The organism is Deefgea salmonis (assembly GCF_020531905.1).
Classification (GTDB): Bacteria; Pseudomonadota; Gammaproteobacteria; order Burkholderiales; family Chitinibacteraceae; genus Deefgea; species Deefgea salmonis.
Genome location: NZ_JAJAWG010000006.1, coordinates 16,448 through 32,594 on the forward strand (window position 1 = coordinate 16,448; position 16,147 = coordinate 32,594).

Genomic DNA, 16,147 nt, shown 5'->3' on the forward strand with positions numbered 1-16,147 from the left:
ATATGCCAAGTCTTTACAAATAAAGACATACATGGCAATACCCATACTCGCAATCAGATTAATCGCATTTATTTTAATGCAACAAATGAATGTTAATAGTTCACAAAACCGTGTCAGCTATTGTTTTACAGGGGCAAAATAAGCAATGCTCGCGCCAATTGCTTAGGAGAAAGAATTGTTATCACAAAAAAAATCATGGCCGATGTGGCTAAAAATTATGCTGGCGCTCATCCTTGGTGTTATCGCGGGTTTGGTCGGTGGTGAGTGGATTAAGCAACTAAAACCAATTGGCGACATCTTTTTAGCCCTGCTGAAAATGACCGTGGTGCCTGTTATTTTTGTGTCTTTAGTCTGCGGCATTACCGCACTAAAAGACTTAAGCAAAATGGGTCGGGTCGCCGCTAAAACACTGCTAATTTACGCCGTAACAATGGGTATTGCTGCGGCCATTGCGATGCTATTGTCGATGACTTTTGGCATTGGCTCGGGCATGAGCAGCATGCTGCATGGCGTAACCGCGCCAGAGATGCAAAAAACGTCTTTGCTCGACACCATGATGGGGATTTTTCCTGACAATCCATTTAAAGCCTTCGCCGAAGGCCAAGTGCTACCGATTATTGTGTTTGCCATCTTTTTTGGTATTGCGATCAATAAAGCCGGTACTGCGGGTGAACCGGTGCAACGCTTATTTGTCGCACTCAATGAAGTGGTGTTTAAGCTGATCTTGATGGTGCTGTCTTTCGCGCCGTATGGCGTGTTTGCACTGATCGCTTATGTAACGGCCGACAATGGGTTTCGCGTTTTAGGCGAGCTGGCTTCGCTGGTTGGCGTGATTTATTTGTCGTGCACTTTAATGCTGGTGGTGGTTTTTCCGTTGTTATTGCGCTTATTTGTGCTGCCCGCTTGGCCGTTTATTCGCAAAATGTTGCCGGTGCAACTGTTTGCTTATTCCACTGCGTCGAGCAACGCCACTTTGCCGCTCAATATGGAAACCTGTGAGCACCAATTGGGCGTGCATAATTCGATTGCCTCATTTGTATTGCCTTTAGGGGCAACGGTGAATATGAATGGTTTAGCCACCTATTTGGGCGCAGTGGCGATTTTTGCCGCCAACGCCGTCGGCATTGAATTAACCTTATTGCAAATGGTCACGGTGATTATCACCACGGTTTTAGCGGCCATTGGCGCTGCCGGTGTACCGGGAACGGGCTTGATCGTGATGAGTTTGGTGCTGACTTCAGTCGGTCTGCCACTCGAAGTGGTGGCGGCGATTGCTGCGGTGGATCGCATTATCGACATGATGAATACCGCGACCAATGTCTCAGGCGACTCGCTGGCGGCCGTATTGGTGGCGCGCGCTGAGGGTGAGTTGGATTTGGCAACTTATCGCAATTTAACTAACGACGCCGTTTAACCCTTCAATACCTGCCCTATCTTGGGCAATACCCCATCAAGTCCAGCAGGATTTGATGGGGACACCCCAAACCTTAAGCCTCAGTTACACACTACACGCAACAACTCACTCAAAACTTACATAAAACCTCAAGCAAAGCCACTTGTGTGTAAAATCACGCCTTCATCGCGCTGATTTTGGATTACGTCATTCATGCTGGCTCTTCATTTTGTCTCTCGCTGGCTCACCAAAACCATGCCCGGCCTCACCTTGCTGCGGCATTATCCTAAAGCATGGTGGTCTAATGATTGGCGGGCGGGGATTTCTGTTGCCGCCGTGGCGATCCCCGTTGGCGTCGCTTACGCCCAATTAGCGGGAATGAGCCCAGTGGCTGGTTTATACGCCAGTATTTTACCGCTGCTCGCGTATGCGCTGTTTGGCTCATCACGCCAACTCATCGTGGGCCCCGATGCAGCGACCTGCGCCATGATTTTCTCCACCCTTGCGCCGATTGCCGCAGGGGACGCCACGCTCTATGTGTCCTTGTCGGTGAGTTTGGCCTTGCTCACTGGCGTGTTTTGCCTGATTGCCAGTCGATTGCGCTTGGGATTTTTAGCTGATTTTTTATCGCCGCCGATTTTGGCGGGTTTTTTAAATGGCGTGGCCATCAGCATTGTCGTGGGCCAGCTGGGCAAAGTCTTTGGTTTTGACTTTAGTGAAAACGGTTTAATTGAGCGGGTCATGCAATTGCCATTCAAAATCCTCGAGGCCCACCCCATCACCAGCGCAGTCGGCCTTGGCACATTGCTGCTACAGCAAGTTGCCCGCCGCGTGTTACCCGGTTTGCCATCGGCCTTGGTGGCCATGGTGGCAGCGGGTTTAATGGTGTTTATTTTCCGCTTGGATCAACACGGCGTCAGCGTCATTGGCGCTTTACCCGCCGGCTTACCCAAAGTACATTGGCCAGTACTGCCCTACTCGCAACTGGGCGAATTACTCGGTTCAGCCGCCGGTTTGGCTTTGATTAGCTTTAGTAGCGCCATGCTCACCGCACGCAGCTTTGCCGCCAAAAACCGTTATGACATCGACGCCGATCGTGAATTTACCGCGCTGGGCATGGCCAATATTGCCGCCGGTTTTTCCCAAGGCTTTGCCATTAGCGGCGCGGACTCCAGAACCGCAGTCAATGACGCGATGGGCGGCAAAAGCCAAATGGTCAGCATTGTTGCCGCGCTGACCATTGCGATTGCCATGCTGCTTCTCACACCCGCTTTGTACTTTGTGCCGATTGCAGCATTAGGCGCGGTGTTGATTACGGCGTCTTTAGGACTGATGAATTTTGCCAGCATCCAGTACTTTCGTTTACTGGGGCGCGGCGAATGGCTGATTGCCATTGTGACCTTAATCGGCGTAGCCTGTGTTGGCGTGATGCAAGGCATGTTGTTTGCCGTGTTACTGTCGACATTACGGCTATTAATTCATCTGGCCCGCCCGCAAGAAGCCTTGCTGGGGGTGTATCCAACCGGGCAGTCGTTTCACGATTTAAAGCATCACCCCGACGCGCACGCCATTAGCGGTTTATTGGTCTATCGATTTGAGTCGCCACTCAATTTTTTTAATGCTCATTTTTTCCGTCAGCGCGTGCTGTCCTTAGTCGACGGCAGCGTAAGTCCAGTGCAATGGGTGGTGATTGATGTAGCGACGATTTCGCAAATTGATGCTGCAGGTGAGCAAGCCATGTGGCAATTGCAGCAAGCGCTTGCTGAGCGTGAAATTCGCCTCGCTTTAGCCGGCCGCAAGCGGCAAATCGAACGCCGCGCTCAGCAGCAAGGTCAGCTTGAGCGCATTAAGCGTGACTTTTTATTGTTTTCTACACTCAAGCAAGCGCGTATTGCTTATGAACAGCACTTGCAAGCGCAATACGATTTAAATCATTGCCCCGAAGGAGCCACACCATGAGTAAAAAAAATCTAAGCCCTAAAACCCAAGCCGCGGAGCATACTGCCGTCAGCCCAAAGCCCGCCCTATCCGAAAAAACCTATCAGTCTGAACTGCGCAAACTGCATATCGAGCTGGTCAAAATGCAGCGCTGGGTACAAGAGCGCGGCCTGAAAGTGTGTATTATTTTTGAAGGCCGCGATGGCGCGGGTAAAGGCGGCACGATTAAAGCGCTGACTGAACGCGTGAGCCCGCGCACCTTTCGCGTTGTGGCCTTACCAGCGCCCACCGATCGCGAAAAAACCCAAATGTATTTGCAGCGCTACATTGCCCATTTACCTGCAGCGGGCGAAGTGGTTATTTTTGATCGCAGCTGGTATAACCGCGCGGGCGTTGAACGGGTAATGGGTTTTTGTACGCCAGAGCAAACACAGGCGTTTTTGCATGGTGCGCCGCAATTTGAAAAAGCCATTATCGACTCGGGGATTATCTTGCTCAAATACTGGCTTGAAGTCACCCCTGAAGAGCAAGAACGGCGCTTACGCGATCGCATCGACGACGGCCGCAAAACGTGGAAGCTCTCGCCCATGGATATTTTGTCGTTTAACCGTTGGGACGACTACACCACGGCCCGCGATGACATGTTTAAATACACCGACACCGAATTTTCCCCGTGGTATATCGCCCATTCAGAAGACAAAAAACGCGTTCGACTCAATGTCTTAAGTCATATTCTGGCGCATGTACCTTACGAAGATTTACCACAAGAACCCGTTAAACTGCCAAAAAGAAAAATTAAAATCAGCAGCACGAGCGAGCATCCACTGCGCATCGTGACTGAAAAATTCTAATTGCAGCGCAAAAAAACACCCCGCATTCAATCGCCAGCCATCGGCAATTGAATACCGGGTGCGAGCCATCTTCTTCTTCGGCAAGATCCAGAGGATGGCTGTGATCGGTCAGTGGCAATTAGGTTTTTTTGCGCTTGAGTTTTTCTAGCTCGGCCTTGGCAATATGCCGCTCTGCTGCCGCTTGCCGCTCTTTGAGCGCGGCGGCTTTCTTCCATGCATTTAAGGCCAAAATCCGCTCAGCCTCGGTATTGGCATCTTCAATCTGCCCCGCCGCCTGATGATCTTGCTTTAAGCGTTTGGCTTCTTGTTTGGCTTGATTGACTGCCATTTGTCACTCCAATGAAAAATACAGCGGTATCTGAATGCAGGCTATTTTTTATATAGCCCACATCGAAATACCCAACAAGATAAAGCAATGTTCAGACTTGATGTTGATGGCTTGTATCACAAGTGCTTGAGCAGATCGACTTCAACCCCTTCCCCCTCGACGGGGGAAGGTTGGGATGGGGGTGTTGAGCTTAAAATATACGCCGCTGTATCACCCTCACCCTAACCCTCTCCCATCAAGGGAGAGGGAATACCGCGAAGCTTTAATCACCATCAACACGTAATCTGAACATTGCCCAAGATAAGGCCGCAACAGATGACAGTAAATACGATGCCGTGCGCGTTGCGCTGGGGCTTAAATCATCAATCAAAAGTTACTTCGCCACTGCTGCCCCTAAGCTGGACAACTCCCCTTGCCGATTAAAGCTAATGCCACCGGGCACTAAGGGAACAAATAACTGCCCAGAGATCGTATACGCCAGCGACTTACTTTGTATGACTTTCAGCTGCTTCCAAATGCTACCCAGATTGGTGGTTACATTCACTTTCACGATCGCCTCACCCAAGCGCGGCAAAGTCACTTTTTGATTGGAGACCCCAGTTGCAAAAGGTTGACCATTCACGTCTAGCTTCATTTTCAAGCCATCAATCGGCAAAGCCATATCGTTTGGATTGGTCACGCGCAATGACACCACAAATTTTTGTTCCAACAAGCCCAAATCGAGCACCTCTAAATCGGCTAGATTCACTTGTGGTTTTTCAAAATTAACGATGCCGCTACACGCATCCAATAAACTCAACACCAAAACACCGACCAACCGCTGCAGCCAATTCATTCTGATTCACTCGTGGCGATTAATACTTGATTAAAACGCTCAAACAATTCACCTTCGATTAACAACGCGCCTCTTTGCTCCGGATGAATCACGGCAAAGCTAATGTCAGCCTCGGCCACCACTTTGCCATTGTCTTTTCGCACAATACGCTGATGGATTTTTCCTTCGCGTGGCAATAATTCAACCAAGCGCGTTTCAATCAGTAGCTGATCGCCCATCGTTGCGGCGCGGATATAGCGAATATCGACGCGGCTCACCACTAAGGCCATTTTTTGCGCCATAAACCACGACAAATCGCCGTACTCTTCCATCAAGCCCCAGCGCGCCTCTTCTAAAAACTCTAAATAACGCGCGTTATTGACGTGACCATACAAATCCAAATGAAACCCATGCACTTTAATGGGGGTGAGATGCGCCATAGCCAACACTCCTAGATCAATTCAAATCGCTCGTTAGTAAAAAATCACATCTTCGCCAAATCAGCAGCAATCTTGCCATTGATCGCTATTTTGCACGGTATTTAAATAAAAAACAGTCATGTAGAACACGCTATGTACTATTATTTTTGCCGCAATGCTTTTGTTTGCGACAGTTCTTGTGGATAATCGCCCAATCTTTGTTTTACTCCTTGATTTGACGACATGGATTGGCGCCATTCTCGCTCTTTGCGAATCAGTTTTTTGCTCGTCCTTACACTTACGGCCTTGCTGGGTATTTTGCCGTACTTTTTATCGTCAGACCTCGTTCGCGATCAATTGATATCAGCAGTCCAGCGAGATACCGAGCGTAAGCTCGACATTCGTGGCAGCGCCCATATGGTGCTACTACCGCGTCCGGCTGTGCTGATTAAAAACGCCACGCTCACCGAGCCCAATCAAAACACCGTTTTTGCCCATGCTGACGCCATTAAAGTGGTGTTTCGCCTGTGGCCTTTAATTAGCGAAGGCAAGGCGGTCGCCCATAGTATCGAGGTTGAAAAACCCGAGCTAACCGTTATTCGCCACGATGATGGCACGTATAATTTTGAAGATTTACTACAAAACAAGGGTCAACTGATTCATTTGGCCTTGGATCGCTTTAGTTTTTCTGATGCGCAACTGGCTTTGCAAGATGATTTAGTCAATGAAACACTGCATTTAAGCCAACTTAATCTAGAACTCGACAATCTCACCGACCCCAAAAAAGGCGATTTAAACCTAGACGGGCAAATTTACCTCAATAACAACGGCGAATCGGCCCGCTGGCGCGGCAAAATCAAAGGCTCGGCCGCGATGCGCTACGTTGAGCAAGAGCGGCGCTTACACATTGCCGATATTAAAGTGGCACTCAGCCAAGAAGGCGCGAGCGATACCGGACTTAAGATCAGCAATACCCAGCTGCAAATTACCGGCAATTTAAACTACGGCTGGGATCCATTACGACTGACTGGCGGTGATTTAAAACTCACTGGATCGGCCAATCGCGCTGGGCAGCAGTGGAAAACCACGCTCGACGTGCCAGAGATTCAACTCACCGATAATGCTTTAGCACTCAATCGTCTGCAATTTGATATTGAGATGCAAGACAAAAACGCCAAATTTAGCGCCTCGGCCACCGTGCCGACACTCAGCGGCGCGCAAAGACATTTTTTACAAAGTAATACCGCCAAAATTAGCGTTAAGTTTAATAGCCCAGAACAAAATCTGGATGTCGTTTTTAGTACGCCACTGGCCATTGAACGCGGCAATGTAACGCGTCTATCCAATTACCGCCTCACCGGCAGTTACACCAACCGCAGCTTGCCACGCGGCGCGATTCGCTTGGATTTAACCGGCAAGGGTGATATTGATTTACACAATGAGCTGATCAATCTCGATAGCAATGGCACGCTAGACTACGAGCCACTACACGCGCAAATTGGCATGGAAAGCTTTGTTGACCCGCAGTTTCGGATCAATATGAATCTGGCCAAATTTGATTTAACCCCCTATTTACCCGCCGTGGCCGCTGGTGCCAAAAAGAGCAATCCCGATCATAATTTCGATTTATGGTGGCTAGAAAAATTCAACGCCATTGGCTCAATTAAAATCGGCGAGTTGGTGCTGAATAATTTGCACGTTGACGATTTGGATCTCACCCTTATCTCGCGCAAAAACCGCTTGGTGCTCGACCCACTGTCGGCCACGCTATACGAAGGGCAGCTGGCTGGCCGCGTTGAAATCAATTCCACGCAAGCCGTGCCGTTTTTCCGCGTTGAGCAAACCCTATCGAATATGAATATCAATACTTTGCTCACCGACACCTTAGACACCAGTCGTTTTGAAGGGCGTAGCAATCTCACCATTGATGTGACCGCCAAAGGGCAAAATTTGGCCGATTTACGCAAAAGCGTGAACGGCAAAATCAAAGCCAGTCTCAAAGAAGGCGCAATTCGTGGCATCGACATTAGCGGCTTACTCAGCTCAGCCAGCCAACAAATCAAATTAATGAATGGCGAAGTGAGTAAACCAGACCATAGCAATGGCAAAACCAATTTTTCTGAGCTCAACGCCACCTTGCATCTTAAAAATGGCATCGCCGAAAATCACGATCTGAGCGTCAGCGCCGATGTATTAAAACTCCGAGGTGGCGGCACGCTCGATTTGGTGGCCGGCACGCTCGACTATCAAATGCAAGCCAGTGCCAATCCCAAAGTACCTGAATTGGCCGGTTTAATCGGGCTCACTCTGCCCATCACCTTTAGCGGCCCGATCCAAAACCCAGTTTATAAAGCCGATACCGCCAATTTAAAAGAGCAAATCATTGCGCGGCAAAAAGCCGAAGCACAAGCAAAAATAGATCACGCCGCCGCCATAAAAAAAGCCCGTGAAGAAAAAATGGCGGCACAAAAAGCCGCCGCCTTAGCCGAACAAAAAAAAGCCGCACTCGCCGCCAAAAACAAAGCGCGTAGCACGCCGCGCAAAACCACTAAAGTAAGCAAACCTTAATGTCTGATTTTTCTCTACGTTTGCGCCAATGGCAGCAGCATTCTGGCCGCCATCATTTACCGTGGCAAGTGAACGACGCTTACTGCGTTTGGCTGTCTGAAATTATGCTGCAGCAAACGCAAGTGAGCACCGTGCTCGATTATTACCCGCGATTTTTACAGCGTTTTCCAACGCTGGCCGATTTAGCCGCCGCGCCGCTCGATGATGTATTGGCTTTGTGGAGTGGGCTGGGTTACTACACCCGAGCAAGAAACTTGCATGCCTGCGCTCAAGCGGTGATGCGTGATTTTGCTGGGCAATTTCCTAACGACCCAACACTAATTGCCAGCTTACCCGGCATCGGGCGCAGTACCGCCGCCGCGATTGCGGCTTTTTCCTACGGCTATCGTGCGGCGATTTTAGACGGCAATGTCAAACGCGTGTTAACGCGTTGGGCGGGGATTGAAGGCTATCCGGGGGTGAAAGCCATCGAAAACCAGCTGTGGCAATTGGCTGAATCCTTACTCCCCGCCAGCTGCACCGATAGCCAGCAAGCGGCTAGCGACATCAAAGCGCATACGCAAGGCCTGATGGATTTGGGTGCTACCATTTGCACGCCAAAAAATCCCAGCTGCTTATTGTGCCCCATCGCCAGCGATTGCCAAGCCAGACAAAGCGATCGGCAAGCTGAATTACCGACCAGAAAACCCAAAAAAACCATTCCTGAAAAATCCACCACCATGATTTTTTTGCGCAACGCTCAAGGCGAGCTCTTGCTCGAAAAACGCCCACCCACTGGCATTTGGGGCGGATTATGGAGTTTGCCCGAAGTCAGCCCGAGCGATCCTGTCGCGCAAATAGCCAATCAGTTTGGCTTACATATCCAACTCGATCGAGCGCTACCGGCGTTTGTTCACGTATTCACCCACTATCGCCTCACCATTACCCCACAATTGGCGCAAGTCGTAGGCAGTGATTGCGCCAAAGAAAGCGCCAATACCGCATGGTTTAGCCCTGCAGCCGCGCTGGCGGCCGGCATTCCAACGCCCTTACGCAAAATTATTCACTCGATTTAAAACATCGCGCTAGGGATTTATGCGTGCTGGCAGCCCCAAGCTCAATCAACGTTAGCGCTTATTTTTGCGATTGGGGCATTGGCTACAATCGCGAACTTCACCTAGTTTTTCCAGCGATTGACTCAAAGCACATACCGAGCGGCGGCAGGCGACAAAGCGCACTTGCTCGTCATTGGCTAATTCTCGATACGCCTTCATCACGTTGTGACTTAAAAAATCAGTAAATAAAATCAATAAATCAGCGCCATTTAAGCTCGGTGGTTTGCGCTGGTGCGCCACATTGCGCCCGCTGACGTGCTTTTGCACAGTAATGCCGTGCTCGGCCAATAATTGCGGGATATTACCCAAGGCATCGGCACCGACCAAATAGGCATTCATTGATTTTCCTTCGTGAGAAGTAAGAGGTGGACCGATTATTGTACAAATGAGAATAATTATCAATAGCAATTGGTTTATTTTTTCATCCAGTGAAATAGTTGTGTCAACAGCCACTAAGGTGTTTGCCTAAGTTGCTTTGCATCAAACTGTAACAAGCGTAGATGAGGCTAAATACCTCATCCTTCACCGCGCACAGGGAATAAAGCCAAGATGTTGATCGTGATCCCCAAAGAAAGCCAACACGGCGAGACCCGTGTCGCCGCCTCGCCTGAAACGGTTAAAAAACTCGTCCAACAAGGGCATCAAGTTCGCGTTCAATCGAGCGCCGGCCTAGCGGCAACTTGGTCAGATCGCGATTACCTCGCCGCTGGCGCGACAATTTTTGATGAAATAACCAGCATGTATAGCGATGCAGCGCTTATTTTAAAAGTGCTAGCGCCCAATACCCAAGAGATTGGCCTTTATCCCGACCGCGCTGCGCTAGTGAGCCTGTTTGATATCCATCGCTACCCACATCTTGGCTTACTCGCCGCCAAGCACATTGATGCTTACGCGCTGGAATTAATTCCACGGATTAGCCGTGGGCAAAGCATGGACGTGCTATCAAGCCAAGCCAATATTGCCGGTTATCGCGCAGTGCTGTTGGCAACGCATTATTTCCCGCGCTTTATGCCGATGTTGATGACCGCCGCCGGCTCAGTGAAACCCGCGCGGGTGTTAATTTTGGGCGCTGGCGTTGCTGGCTTACAAGCGATTGCCACTGCTAAACGTTTAGGCGCGGTGGTTGAAGTGTTTGATGTACGCCCAGCAACACGCGAACAAGTTGAATCGCTGGGCGCAAAATTTGTCGAAGTTGAACTCTCTAGCGACGAGCAAGCCGCGTTTGCCCACACCGGCGGCTATGCCAAAGAAATGTCCGACGATTACCGACAACGGCAAAGCGAGCTGATTGCGCAACAAGCAGCGCAAGCTGACATCATCATTAGCACCGCGCTGATTCCGGGCAAAGCCGCGCCGATTTTGCTGACCGCAGCCACGGTGGCGCGCATGAAAGCCGGTAGCGTGATCATCGATATGGCCGTCAGCCACGGCGGCAATTGTCCGCTGTCGCAAGTCGATCAAGTGGTGATGAGTGACAACGGCGTCAGCATTGTTGGGCAAAGTAATTTAGCCGCCTTAATGCCAACCGATGCCTCGAGTATGTTTGCGCGCAATGTGCTGACGTTTTTAGCGCTGTTGAGCGATAAAGACGCCAATTACGCCCCGCAGCAAGGCGATGAAATCATCCAAGCCACTCGGGTTTGCCACGCTGGCAGTATTTATTTTGCGAGCGCCTCGGCCGCCCCAGAGGCTCAAGCCAGCGCCAATCAGTCAAGCCAAGCGAGCGCGGTGCCGGCCACTACTGATGCTATTACTGCTTAAGGAAAACCCATGTCTACTCTTGCCCTAGCCGCTTCTACAACGGCCTTCGCCCCCATCGCCCATGCCGCAGCGAGCGACCCCTTCATGGCCAGCTTAACGATTTTTGTGTTGGCGATTTTTGTCGGCTACCACGTGGTGTGGCATGTCACACCAGCGCTGCATACGCCGCTGATGGCGGTCACCAATGCGATTTCGGGGATTATCGTCGTTGGCGCCATGCTGCAAGTGGTGGATATCAACGCCCAGCAAATTACGCTCACTAGCGTTCTTGGCGCGGTGGCGATTTTCCTCGCCAGCATTAATATTTTTGGTGGCTTTTTGGTCACTCAACGCATGCTCGATATGTTCAAATCGAAAAAAGGAGCGAAATAATGGCGAACTTAACGGCCCTGCTGTATCTGGTGGCTGCGGTACTGTTTATTTTATCGCTACGCGGACTCTCCTCACCGCACACTGCTTTACGCGGCAATTTATACGGCATGGTCGGCATGACCATTGCCGTGGCAACGACATTCTTTGTCGCTGTGAGCCCAGTGGTATGGCTGATTGTCGCCGCAATGGCCGCTGGCGCCTTGGTTGGCGCGTATAAAGCGCGCACCGTGGCGATGACGGCGATGCCAGAACTGGTGGCCGCGATGCATTCTTTGGTCGGTTTATCAGCGGTACTGATCGCCATTGCCGCCGTGTTCCATACCGGAATGAGCCACACTGGCGCGCAGCAAATTGAGCTATTTTTAGGCGCATTCATCGGCGCGATTACCTTTACCGCTTCGGTCGTCGCCTACGGCAAATTGTCGGGTAAATTCGGCGCGCGCGCGATCAACTTTAAAGGCCAGCATTTAGTCAATCTGCTACTGGCACTGACCATGGTCGGCCTTGGAATCGCGTTTTACGCCACCGGCAGCCCAGCGGCATTTTTGGCGATGGTCGCGATTGCCTTGGCGCTTGGGGTGCTGCTGATTATCCCAATTGGTGGCGCTGATATGCCGGTGGTGGTATCGATGCTCAATTCGTATTCGGGCTGGGCGGCCGCCGGCATTGGCTTTACGCTGGATAATCCGGTGCTGATTATCGCTGGCGCTTGCGTGGGCGCATCCGGTGCGATTTTGTCGTACATCATGTGTAAAGCGATGAACCGCTCGATTGTATCGGTGCTGCTCGGTGGCTTTGGTGCCGAAGTGGCTGCAGCGGGCCCCGCAGGCAGCGCGCAGAAAAACTATCGTTCGGGCTCGGCGGACGATGCGGCATTTTTAATGGAAAACGCCGAACGCGTGATTATCATCCCCGGCTACGGCTTAGCCGTGTCGCGCGCGCAGCATGCGCTGCAAGAGCTGACTGATTTACTCACTGAGCGCGGCGTCGATGTGCGCTATGCCATTCACCCAGTGGCCGGACGTATGCCCGGCCACATGAATGTGCTATTGGCCGAGGCCGAAGTACCCTATGAGCGCGTGATCGAAATGGATGAAATCAATAGCGACTTTGCCAGCACCGACGTGGTGCTGGTCATTGGCGCCAATGACGTGGTTAATCCTGCGGCCAAGAACGACCCGAGCAGCAGCATTTATGGCATGCCGATTTTGGACGCCTACAAAGCACGCACCGTCATGGTGGTCAAACGCTCGATGAGCGCCGGTTATGCCGGGCTAGATAATGAGTTGTTTTATATGGATAAAACCATGATGGTATTTGGCGACGCGAAAAAAGTCGTTGAAGGCATGCTGCAAGCGGTGCATTAAACGCCTTTTCCGCCACGAATACTTCCCGATTCGTGGCGGAAAACCCAACGTCAACAGCCCAAGTAACAGACAACAAAAACGCCCACGCGGTTGGCAATAGCCATAAATCTCACCCAGCGGCGGCCAAAACCGCAAGCCAGCGGCTTTAACGATTTTGCACTGCAAACCAAGCCAACTGTTGCCGTTGACTGAGTGCAGCAGCAAGGATTGACCTAGAAATCACAGCCGCTACTGCGGCCTTTTATCATGGCCTTTTGCAATTTCTACGAGTCAAAAAACCAAGAACAAGGTAAGCTTACGTTTTACTGCAGAAAGACCGCCATGATCACCACCTCCAGCACCGACCAAACCGGTCGCCCAACGCCAAAACCCTGTCCAAAATGCGGCGCCATCGCCGAGCAACACAAAGCCGGATCTAATCGCTTTTGGGTGCAATGCAGTAAGCTAGGCAAAAACGGCAACTGCAGCGCCATCGGCCAGCAAGGCAGCAATAAAAAAGAAGCCATCGCCAACTGGAATTCACTGCGCTAAAAATATATGGGTATTAACTGCTAAGCCTTATAAAACAAAGCCTAGCAAGATATACCCACTAATCATTGAGCATAGGCAACAGCGGCAAATCGGTGACACCGACATCAATCCCCTGTTGCATCAGCAAGGTCGTCACTTGGCCACGATGATGCGTTTGATGATTGAAAAAATGCTGTACCTGCACCCAGCGTGGAATGGTTTGGGTAAAGCCATACACCTTACTGGTCCACGTCACCGGCTCGTTTAGCCAAGCCGCATCCAAACCATTGGCCCACGCCATGATCCGCGCATCGAGCGCCATCCGCGCGGCGTGCAGTTCGGCAAAATCAGCGTAAATATCCACGCCTGATGGCGAGCTAATCAGCGTTTCGCCGGTAAAGCGCGACAGCCACATCAAATCGCCCCAAATAATATGATTGAGGGTGCTATGAATCGACTTAAAAAACGCCCCACGATCCGCCTTGCGCTCAGCATCACTTAAGGTGGCAGCGGCAGCGTACATTTGCTGGTTTTGCCATTGGTTATACGCTGCCATCAGTTGTGGCATATTGCCTTGAAACATAAACCCTCTCTTATGCAATCGACTCGGTAAGCAGCACCACCTTGCCGCAATTGCGACTGGCGGCGACATAGTCATGCGCGGCTTGCGCGTCTTTGAGTGCAAACGTGCGATCGAGCGTAATCCGATATTGGCCGCTAACGATGCGCGGCAACACTGTATCGCGCAGCGCCTGCGCCAACTTGGCCTTCTCTGCGAGCGCTTGACTGCGCAGCGCCGAGCCTTGAATTTTTTGCCGCTTCACCAATAACAGCCCCAAATTAATCTCGCAGCTCAGGCCTTTGAGTAAGCCAATCACAATGATACTGCCATCACTATTGAGGCACAGCTGATTGGCGGCGACATAATCGCCGCCGACCGTATCCAAAATCAAATCCACGCCGCCTGCGGCTTTGAGCGTGGTCGCAAAATCTTGGCTGCGATAATCAATGACTAAATCAGCGCCCATGTCGCGACAAAACGCCTGCTTTTCCGTCGAGCTAGTCGTCACCGCCACCCAAGCGCCGACCGATTTAGCCAACTGAATCGCCGCCGCGCCAACACCGCTAGCCCCCGCGTGAATCAATACCCGCTGCCCGGCTGCAAGCTGGCCAATATCGATTAAATTCAACCACGCGGTCATCCACACCTCGGGCAAACTGGCCGCCGCTGCAAAATCGAGGGTATCGGGCTTTAAGCAGCAAAGTGATTGGTCTAGCAAGCAATACTCGGCATAAGCACCACCACCGACCAAACCCAAAACTGCGTCGCCAACCGCAAAATCGCTCACACCATCGCCCAACGCCACCACCACGCCCGCCACCTCCAAACCGATGGTCAGCGACTCACCGGCGGGCGGCGGATATTTGCCCTGCGCCTGCATCAAATCCGCCCGATTCACCCCCGCCGCCATCACCTGAATCAGCAACTGCCCCGCTGCCGGCTGCGGTGTTGGATGGTCAGTCAAAACCAATTGTTGATTCAGCGTCGTAATCGCCAACATAAGCCACCTCGATAAAAGGGAAAAAAACTGGTTAAGGCACCGGCAAACAGCGTTAATTTTTTTTGTAACAGCAGAGTATCTTGCGCTAGCTATTTAAGACAATGACCTAGCAGCAGATACACCCAATAAATTTGTGCATTGTGCATTCGGCGCACTACGCTGCGCTTTGAGTGCGCCCTACACGGCGGTGCCCTACACCGCTTAGAATTTGTAAGTTGGGCTAAGCGCCAGCGCAGCCCAACAATCGCGCGGTCAACGTTGGGCTATGTAGGGTGTAATAAGCGCCAGCGCATTACACCAAGCCATGTAAAAGGTGCAATCCGCTATCGCTTATTGGCACCCTACGAAATTGCGACTGACATATTTGCATTGTGCATTCGGCGCACTACGCTGCGCGTTGAGTGCGCCCTACACGGCGGCGCCTACACCGTTTAGATTTTGTAAGTTGGACTAAGCGCCAGCGCAGCCCAACAATCGCGCGGTCAACGTTGGACTATCGAGCCCAAGCTACTGGACTGAACATCATCTTTAATCATTGAGTATAACCCACCCAATTATTTGAAACGCTGAGCAAGCCTTGCAATTCGTCGACCTAAATAAAATGCTGTTTTTTGATCAATTTCATGAATTTGACCATCGAGACTATGGGCTGTTAAACCCAATTGGCAACCAAGACGATTTCGGCCCTCAGCATCGTAGCCCCCGGCCAAATCAAGCCCACACCACAGCATGCCATGTTGTGCGGCAAAAATACTGAGATACGTCAGTGTGCTGAGTTGATCGCCATTTAGATTTGCGCCAATCGTAAAGCCTGCAGCAAGTTTGTCGGCCCAGCGCTGCTCGCACCAACGCTCACTTGTGGCATCAGCGAAAGCTTTAAATTGTGCGCTTGCACCGCCCATATAAGTTGGCGTGCCAAAGATAATGGCGCTCGCTTGATCGACTTGCTGCAAAACGCCCTCATTCACATAGCGCCCAGCGACAATATCGGCAGGATTTAATGCAATCAGCGCCGCAGAATCAATCTCTGCAGCGCCCGCATAAATGGCTTTGGCTAATAGCTCAGTTGAACCGGCTGCGGAATGATAAATAATCAGCGTGGTCGGTGAGTTCATAATTTTCCGTTACTACAATTTGAAATTATAATTATCTTCAGTCGCATTACTCCGA

At 51.0% G+C, this 16,147-nt stretch carries 16 protein-coding genes; 9 read left to right on the top strand and 7 right to left on the bottom strand.

Annotated features, from left to right (window positions below; all coding sequences use genetic code 11):
• Positions 1-175: 175 nt before the first annotated feature.
• The 3 genes from LG219_RS10205 to ppk2 all read left to right on the top strand — a co-directional run bounded on the left by LG219_RS10205 (position 176) and on the right by ppk2 (position 4,182).
• The gene (locus tag LG219_RS10205; RefSeq protein WP_226764389.1) at positions 176-1,414 is read left to right on the top strand and encodes a dicarboxylate/amino acid:cation symporter; all 1,239 of its coding nucleotides are present in this window, start codon (positions 176-178) and stop codon (positions 1,412-1,414) included.
• A gap of 192 nt (positions 1,415-1,606) precedes the next feature.
• On the top strand, positions 1,607-3,352 hold the full coding sequence (locus LG219_RS10210; RefSeq protein WP_226764390.1) for a SulP family inorganic anion transporter: 1,746 nt from the start codon (positions 1,607-1,609) through the stop codon (positions 3,350-3,352).
• Complete coding sequence (gene ppk2 / locus LG219_RS10215) at positions 3,349-4,182, top strand: polyphosphate kinase 2 (protein WP_226764391.1); 834 nt, start codon at positions 3,349-3,351, stop codon at positions 4,180-4,182. The genes LG219_RS10210 and ppk2 overlap by 4 nt, the downstream gene beginning before the upstream one ends.
• Before the next feature lie 118 nt (positions 4,183-4,300).
• Here ppk2 and LG219_RS10220 read toward each other — a convergent pair whose 3' ends face one another.
• The 3 genes from LG219_RS10220 to LG219_RS10230 all read right to left on the bottom strand — a co-directional run bounded on the left by LG219_RS10220 (position 4,301) and on the right by LG219_RS10230 (position 5,764).
• Positions 4,301-4,510: a hypothetical protein gene (locus LG219_RS10220; protein WP_226764392.1), complete on the bottom strand. Its 210-nt coding sequence runs from the start codon at positions 4,508-4,510 to the stop codon at positions 4,301-4,303.
• A gap of 373 nt (positions 4,511-4,883) precedes the next feature.
• Positions 4,884-5,345 carry an LEA/WHy family protein gene (locus LG219_RS10225; RefSeq protein WP_226764393.1) on the bottom strand — a complete coding sequence of 154 codons (462 nt, stop codon included), beginning with the start codon at positions 5,343-5,345 and terminating at the stop codon, positions 4,884-4,886.
• Entirely contained in the window at positions 5,342-5,764 is a 423-nt protein-coding gene (locus tag LG219_RS10230; protein WP_226764394.1) for an acyl-CoA thioesterase, read from the bottom strand. The genes LG219_RS10225 and LG219_RS10230 overlap by 4 nt, the downstream gene beginning before the upstream one ends.
• Positions 5,765-5,986: 222 nt before the next feature.
• Between LG219_RS10230 and LG219_RS10235 the strand changes: the two genes are divergently transcribed.
• Together LG219_RS10235 and mutY are read left to right on the top strand one after the other, a co-directional pair.
• Entirely contained in the window at positions 5,987-8,311 is a 2,325-nt protein-coding gene (locus tag LG219_RS10235) for an AsmA family protein (RefSeq protein WP_226764395.1), read from the top strand.
• A complete protein-coding gene (gene mutY / locus LG219_RS10240; protein ID WP_226764396.1) occupies positions 8,311-9,366 on the top strand; it encodes an A/G-specific adenine glycosylase in 1,056 nt (351 codons plus the stop codon). Before LG219_RS10235 ends, mutY begins: the two co-directional genes overlap by 1 nt.
• 51 nt (positions 9,367-9,417) lie before the next feature.
• Here the strand turns inward: mutY and LG219_RS10245 are convergent, their stop codons facing one another.
• Positions 9,418-9,744, bottom strand: a complete 327-nt coding sequence (locus tag LG219_RS10245; RefSeq protein WP_226764397.1) for a DUF2325 domain-containing protein — start codon at positions 9,742-9,744, stop codon at positions 9,418-9,420.
• 210 nt (positions 9,745-9,954) lie between these two features.
• Between LG219_RS10245 and LG219_RS10250 the strand changes: the two genes are divergently transcribed.
• The 4 genes from LG219_RS10250 to LG219_RS10265 all read left to right on the top strand — a co-directional run bounded on the left by LG219_RS10250 (position 9,955) and on the right by LG219_RS10265 (position 13,436).
• On the top strand, positions 9,955-11,166 hold the full coding sequence (locus LG219_RS10250) for a Re/Si-specific NAD(P)(+) transhydrogenase subunit alpha (RefSeq protein ID WP_226764398.1): 1,212 nt from the start codon (positions 9,955-9,957) through the stop codon (positions 11,164-11,166).
• Positions 11,167-11,250: 84 nt separating this feature from the next.
• Entirely contained in the window at positions 11,251-11,538 is a 288-nt protein-coding gene (locus tag LG219_RS10255; RefSeq protein ID WP_226764525.1) for a proton-translocating transhydrogenase family protein, read from the top strand.
• The gene (locus LG219_RS10260) at positions 11,538-12,905 is read left to right on the top strand and encodes an NAD(P)(+) transhydrogenase (Re/Si-specific) subunit beta (protein ID WP_226764399.1); all 1,368 of its coding nucleotides are present in this window, start codon (positions 11,538-11,540) and stop codon (positions 12,903-12,905) included. The genes LG219_RS10255 and LG219_RS10260 overlap by 1 nt, the downstream gene beginning before the upstream one ends.
• Before the next feature lie 321 nt (positions 12,906-13,226).
• On the top strand, positions 13,227-13,436 hold the full coding sequence (locus LG219_RS10265; protein WP_173533715.1) for a Lar family restriction alleviation protein: 210 nt from the start codon (positions 13,227-13,229) through the stop codon (positions 13,434-13,436).
• 58 nt (positions 13,437-13,494) lie between these two features.
• On the opposite strand, the gene LG219_RS10270 is transcribed toward LG219_RS10265, so the two are convergent.
• From LG219_RS10270 to LG219_RS10280, 3 genes are all read right to left on the bottom strand, one after another.
• Positions 13,495-13,998 (bottom strand): DinB family protein, encoded by a 504-nt coding sequence (locus LG219_RS10270; protein WP_226764400.1) that lies wholly within the window; start codon positions 13,996-13,998, stop codon positions 13,495-13,497.
• A gap of 10 nt (positions 13,999-14,008) precedes the next feature.
• Positions 14,009-14,977 carry an NAD(P)H-quinone oxidoreductase gene (locus LG219_RS10275; protein ID WP_226764401.1) on the bottom strand — a complete coding sequence of 323 codons (969 nt, stop codon included), beginning with the start codon at positions 14,975-14,977 and terminating at the stop codon, positions 14,009-14,011.
• A gap of 554 nt (positions 14,978-15,531) precedes the next feature.
• Positions 15,532-16,092, bottom strand: coding sequence for a flavodoxin family protein (locus tag LG219_RS10280; protein ID WP_226764402.1), 561 nt, complete (start codon positions 16,090-16,092; stop codon positions 15,532-15,534).
• Positions 16,093-16,147 lie beyond the last annotated feature (55 nt).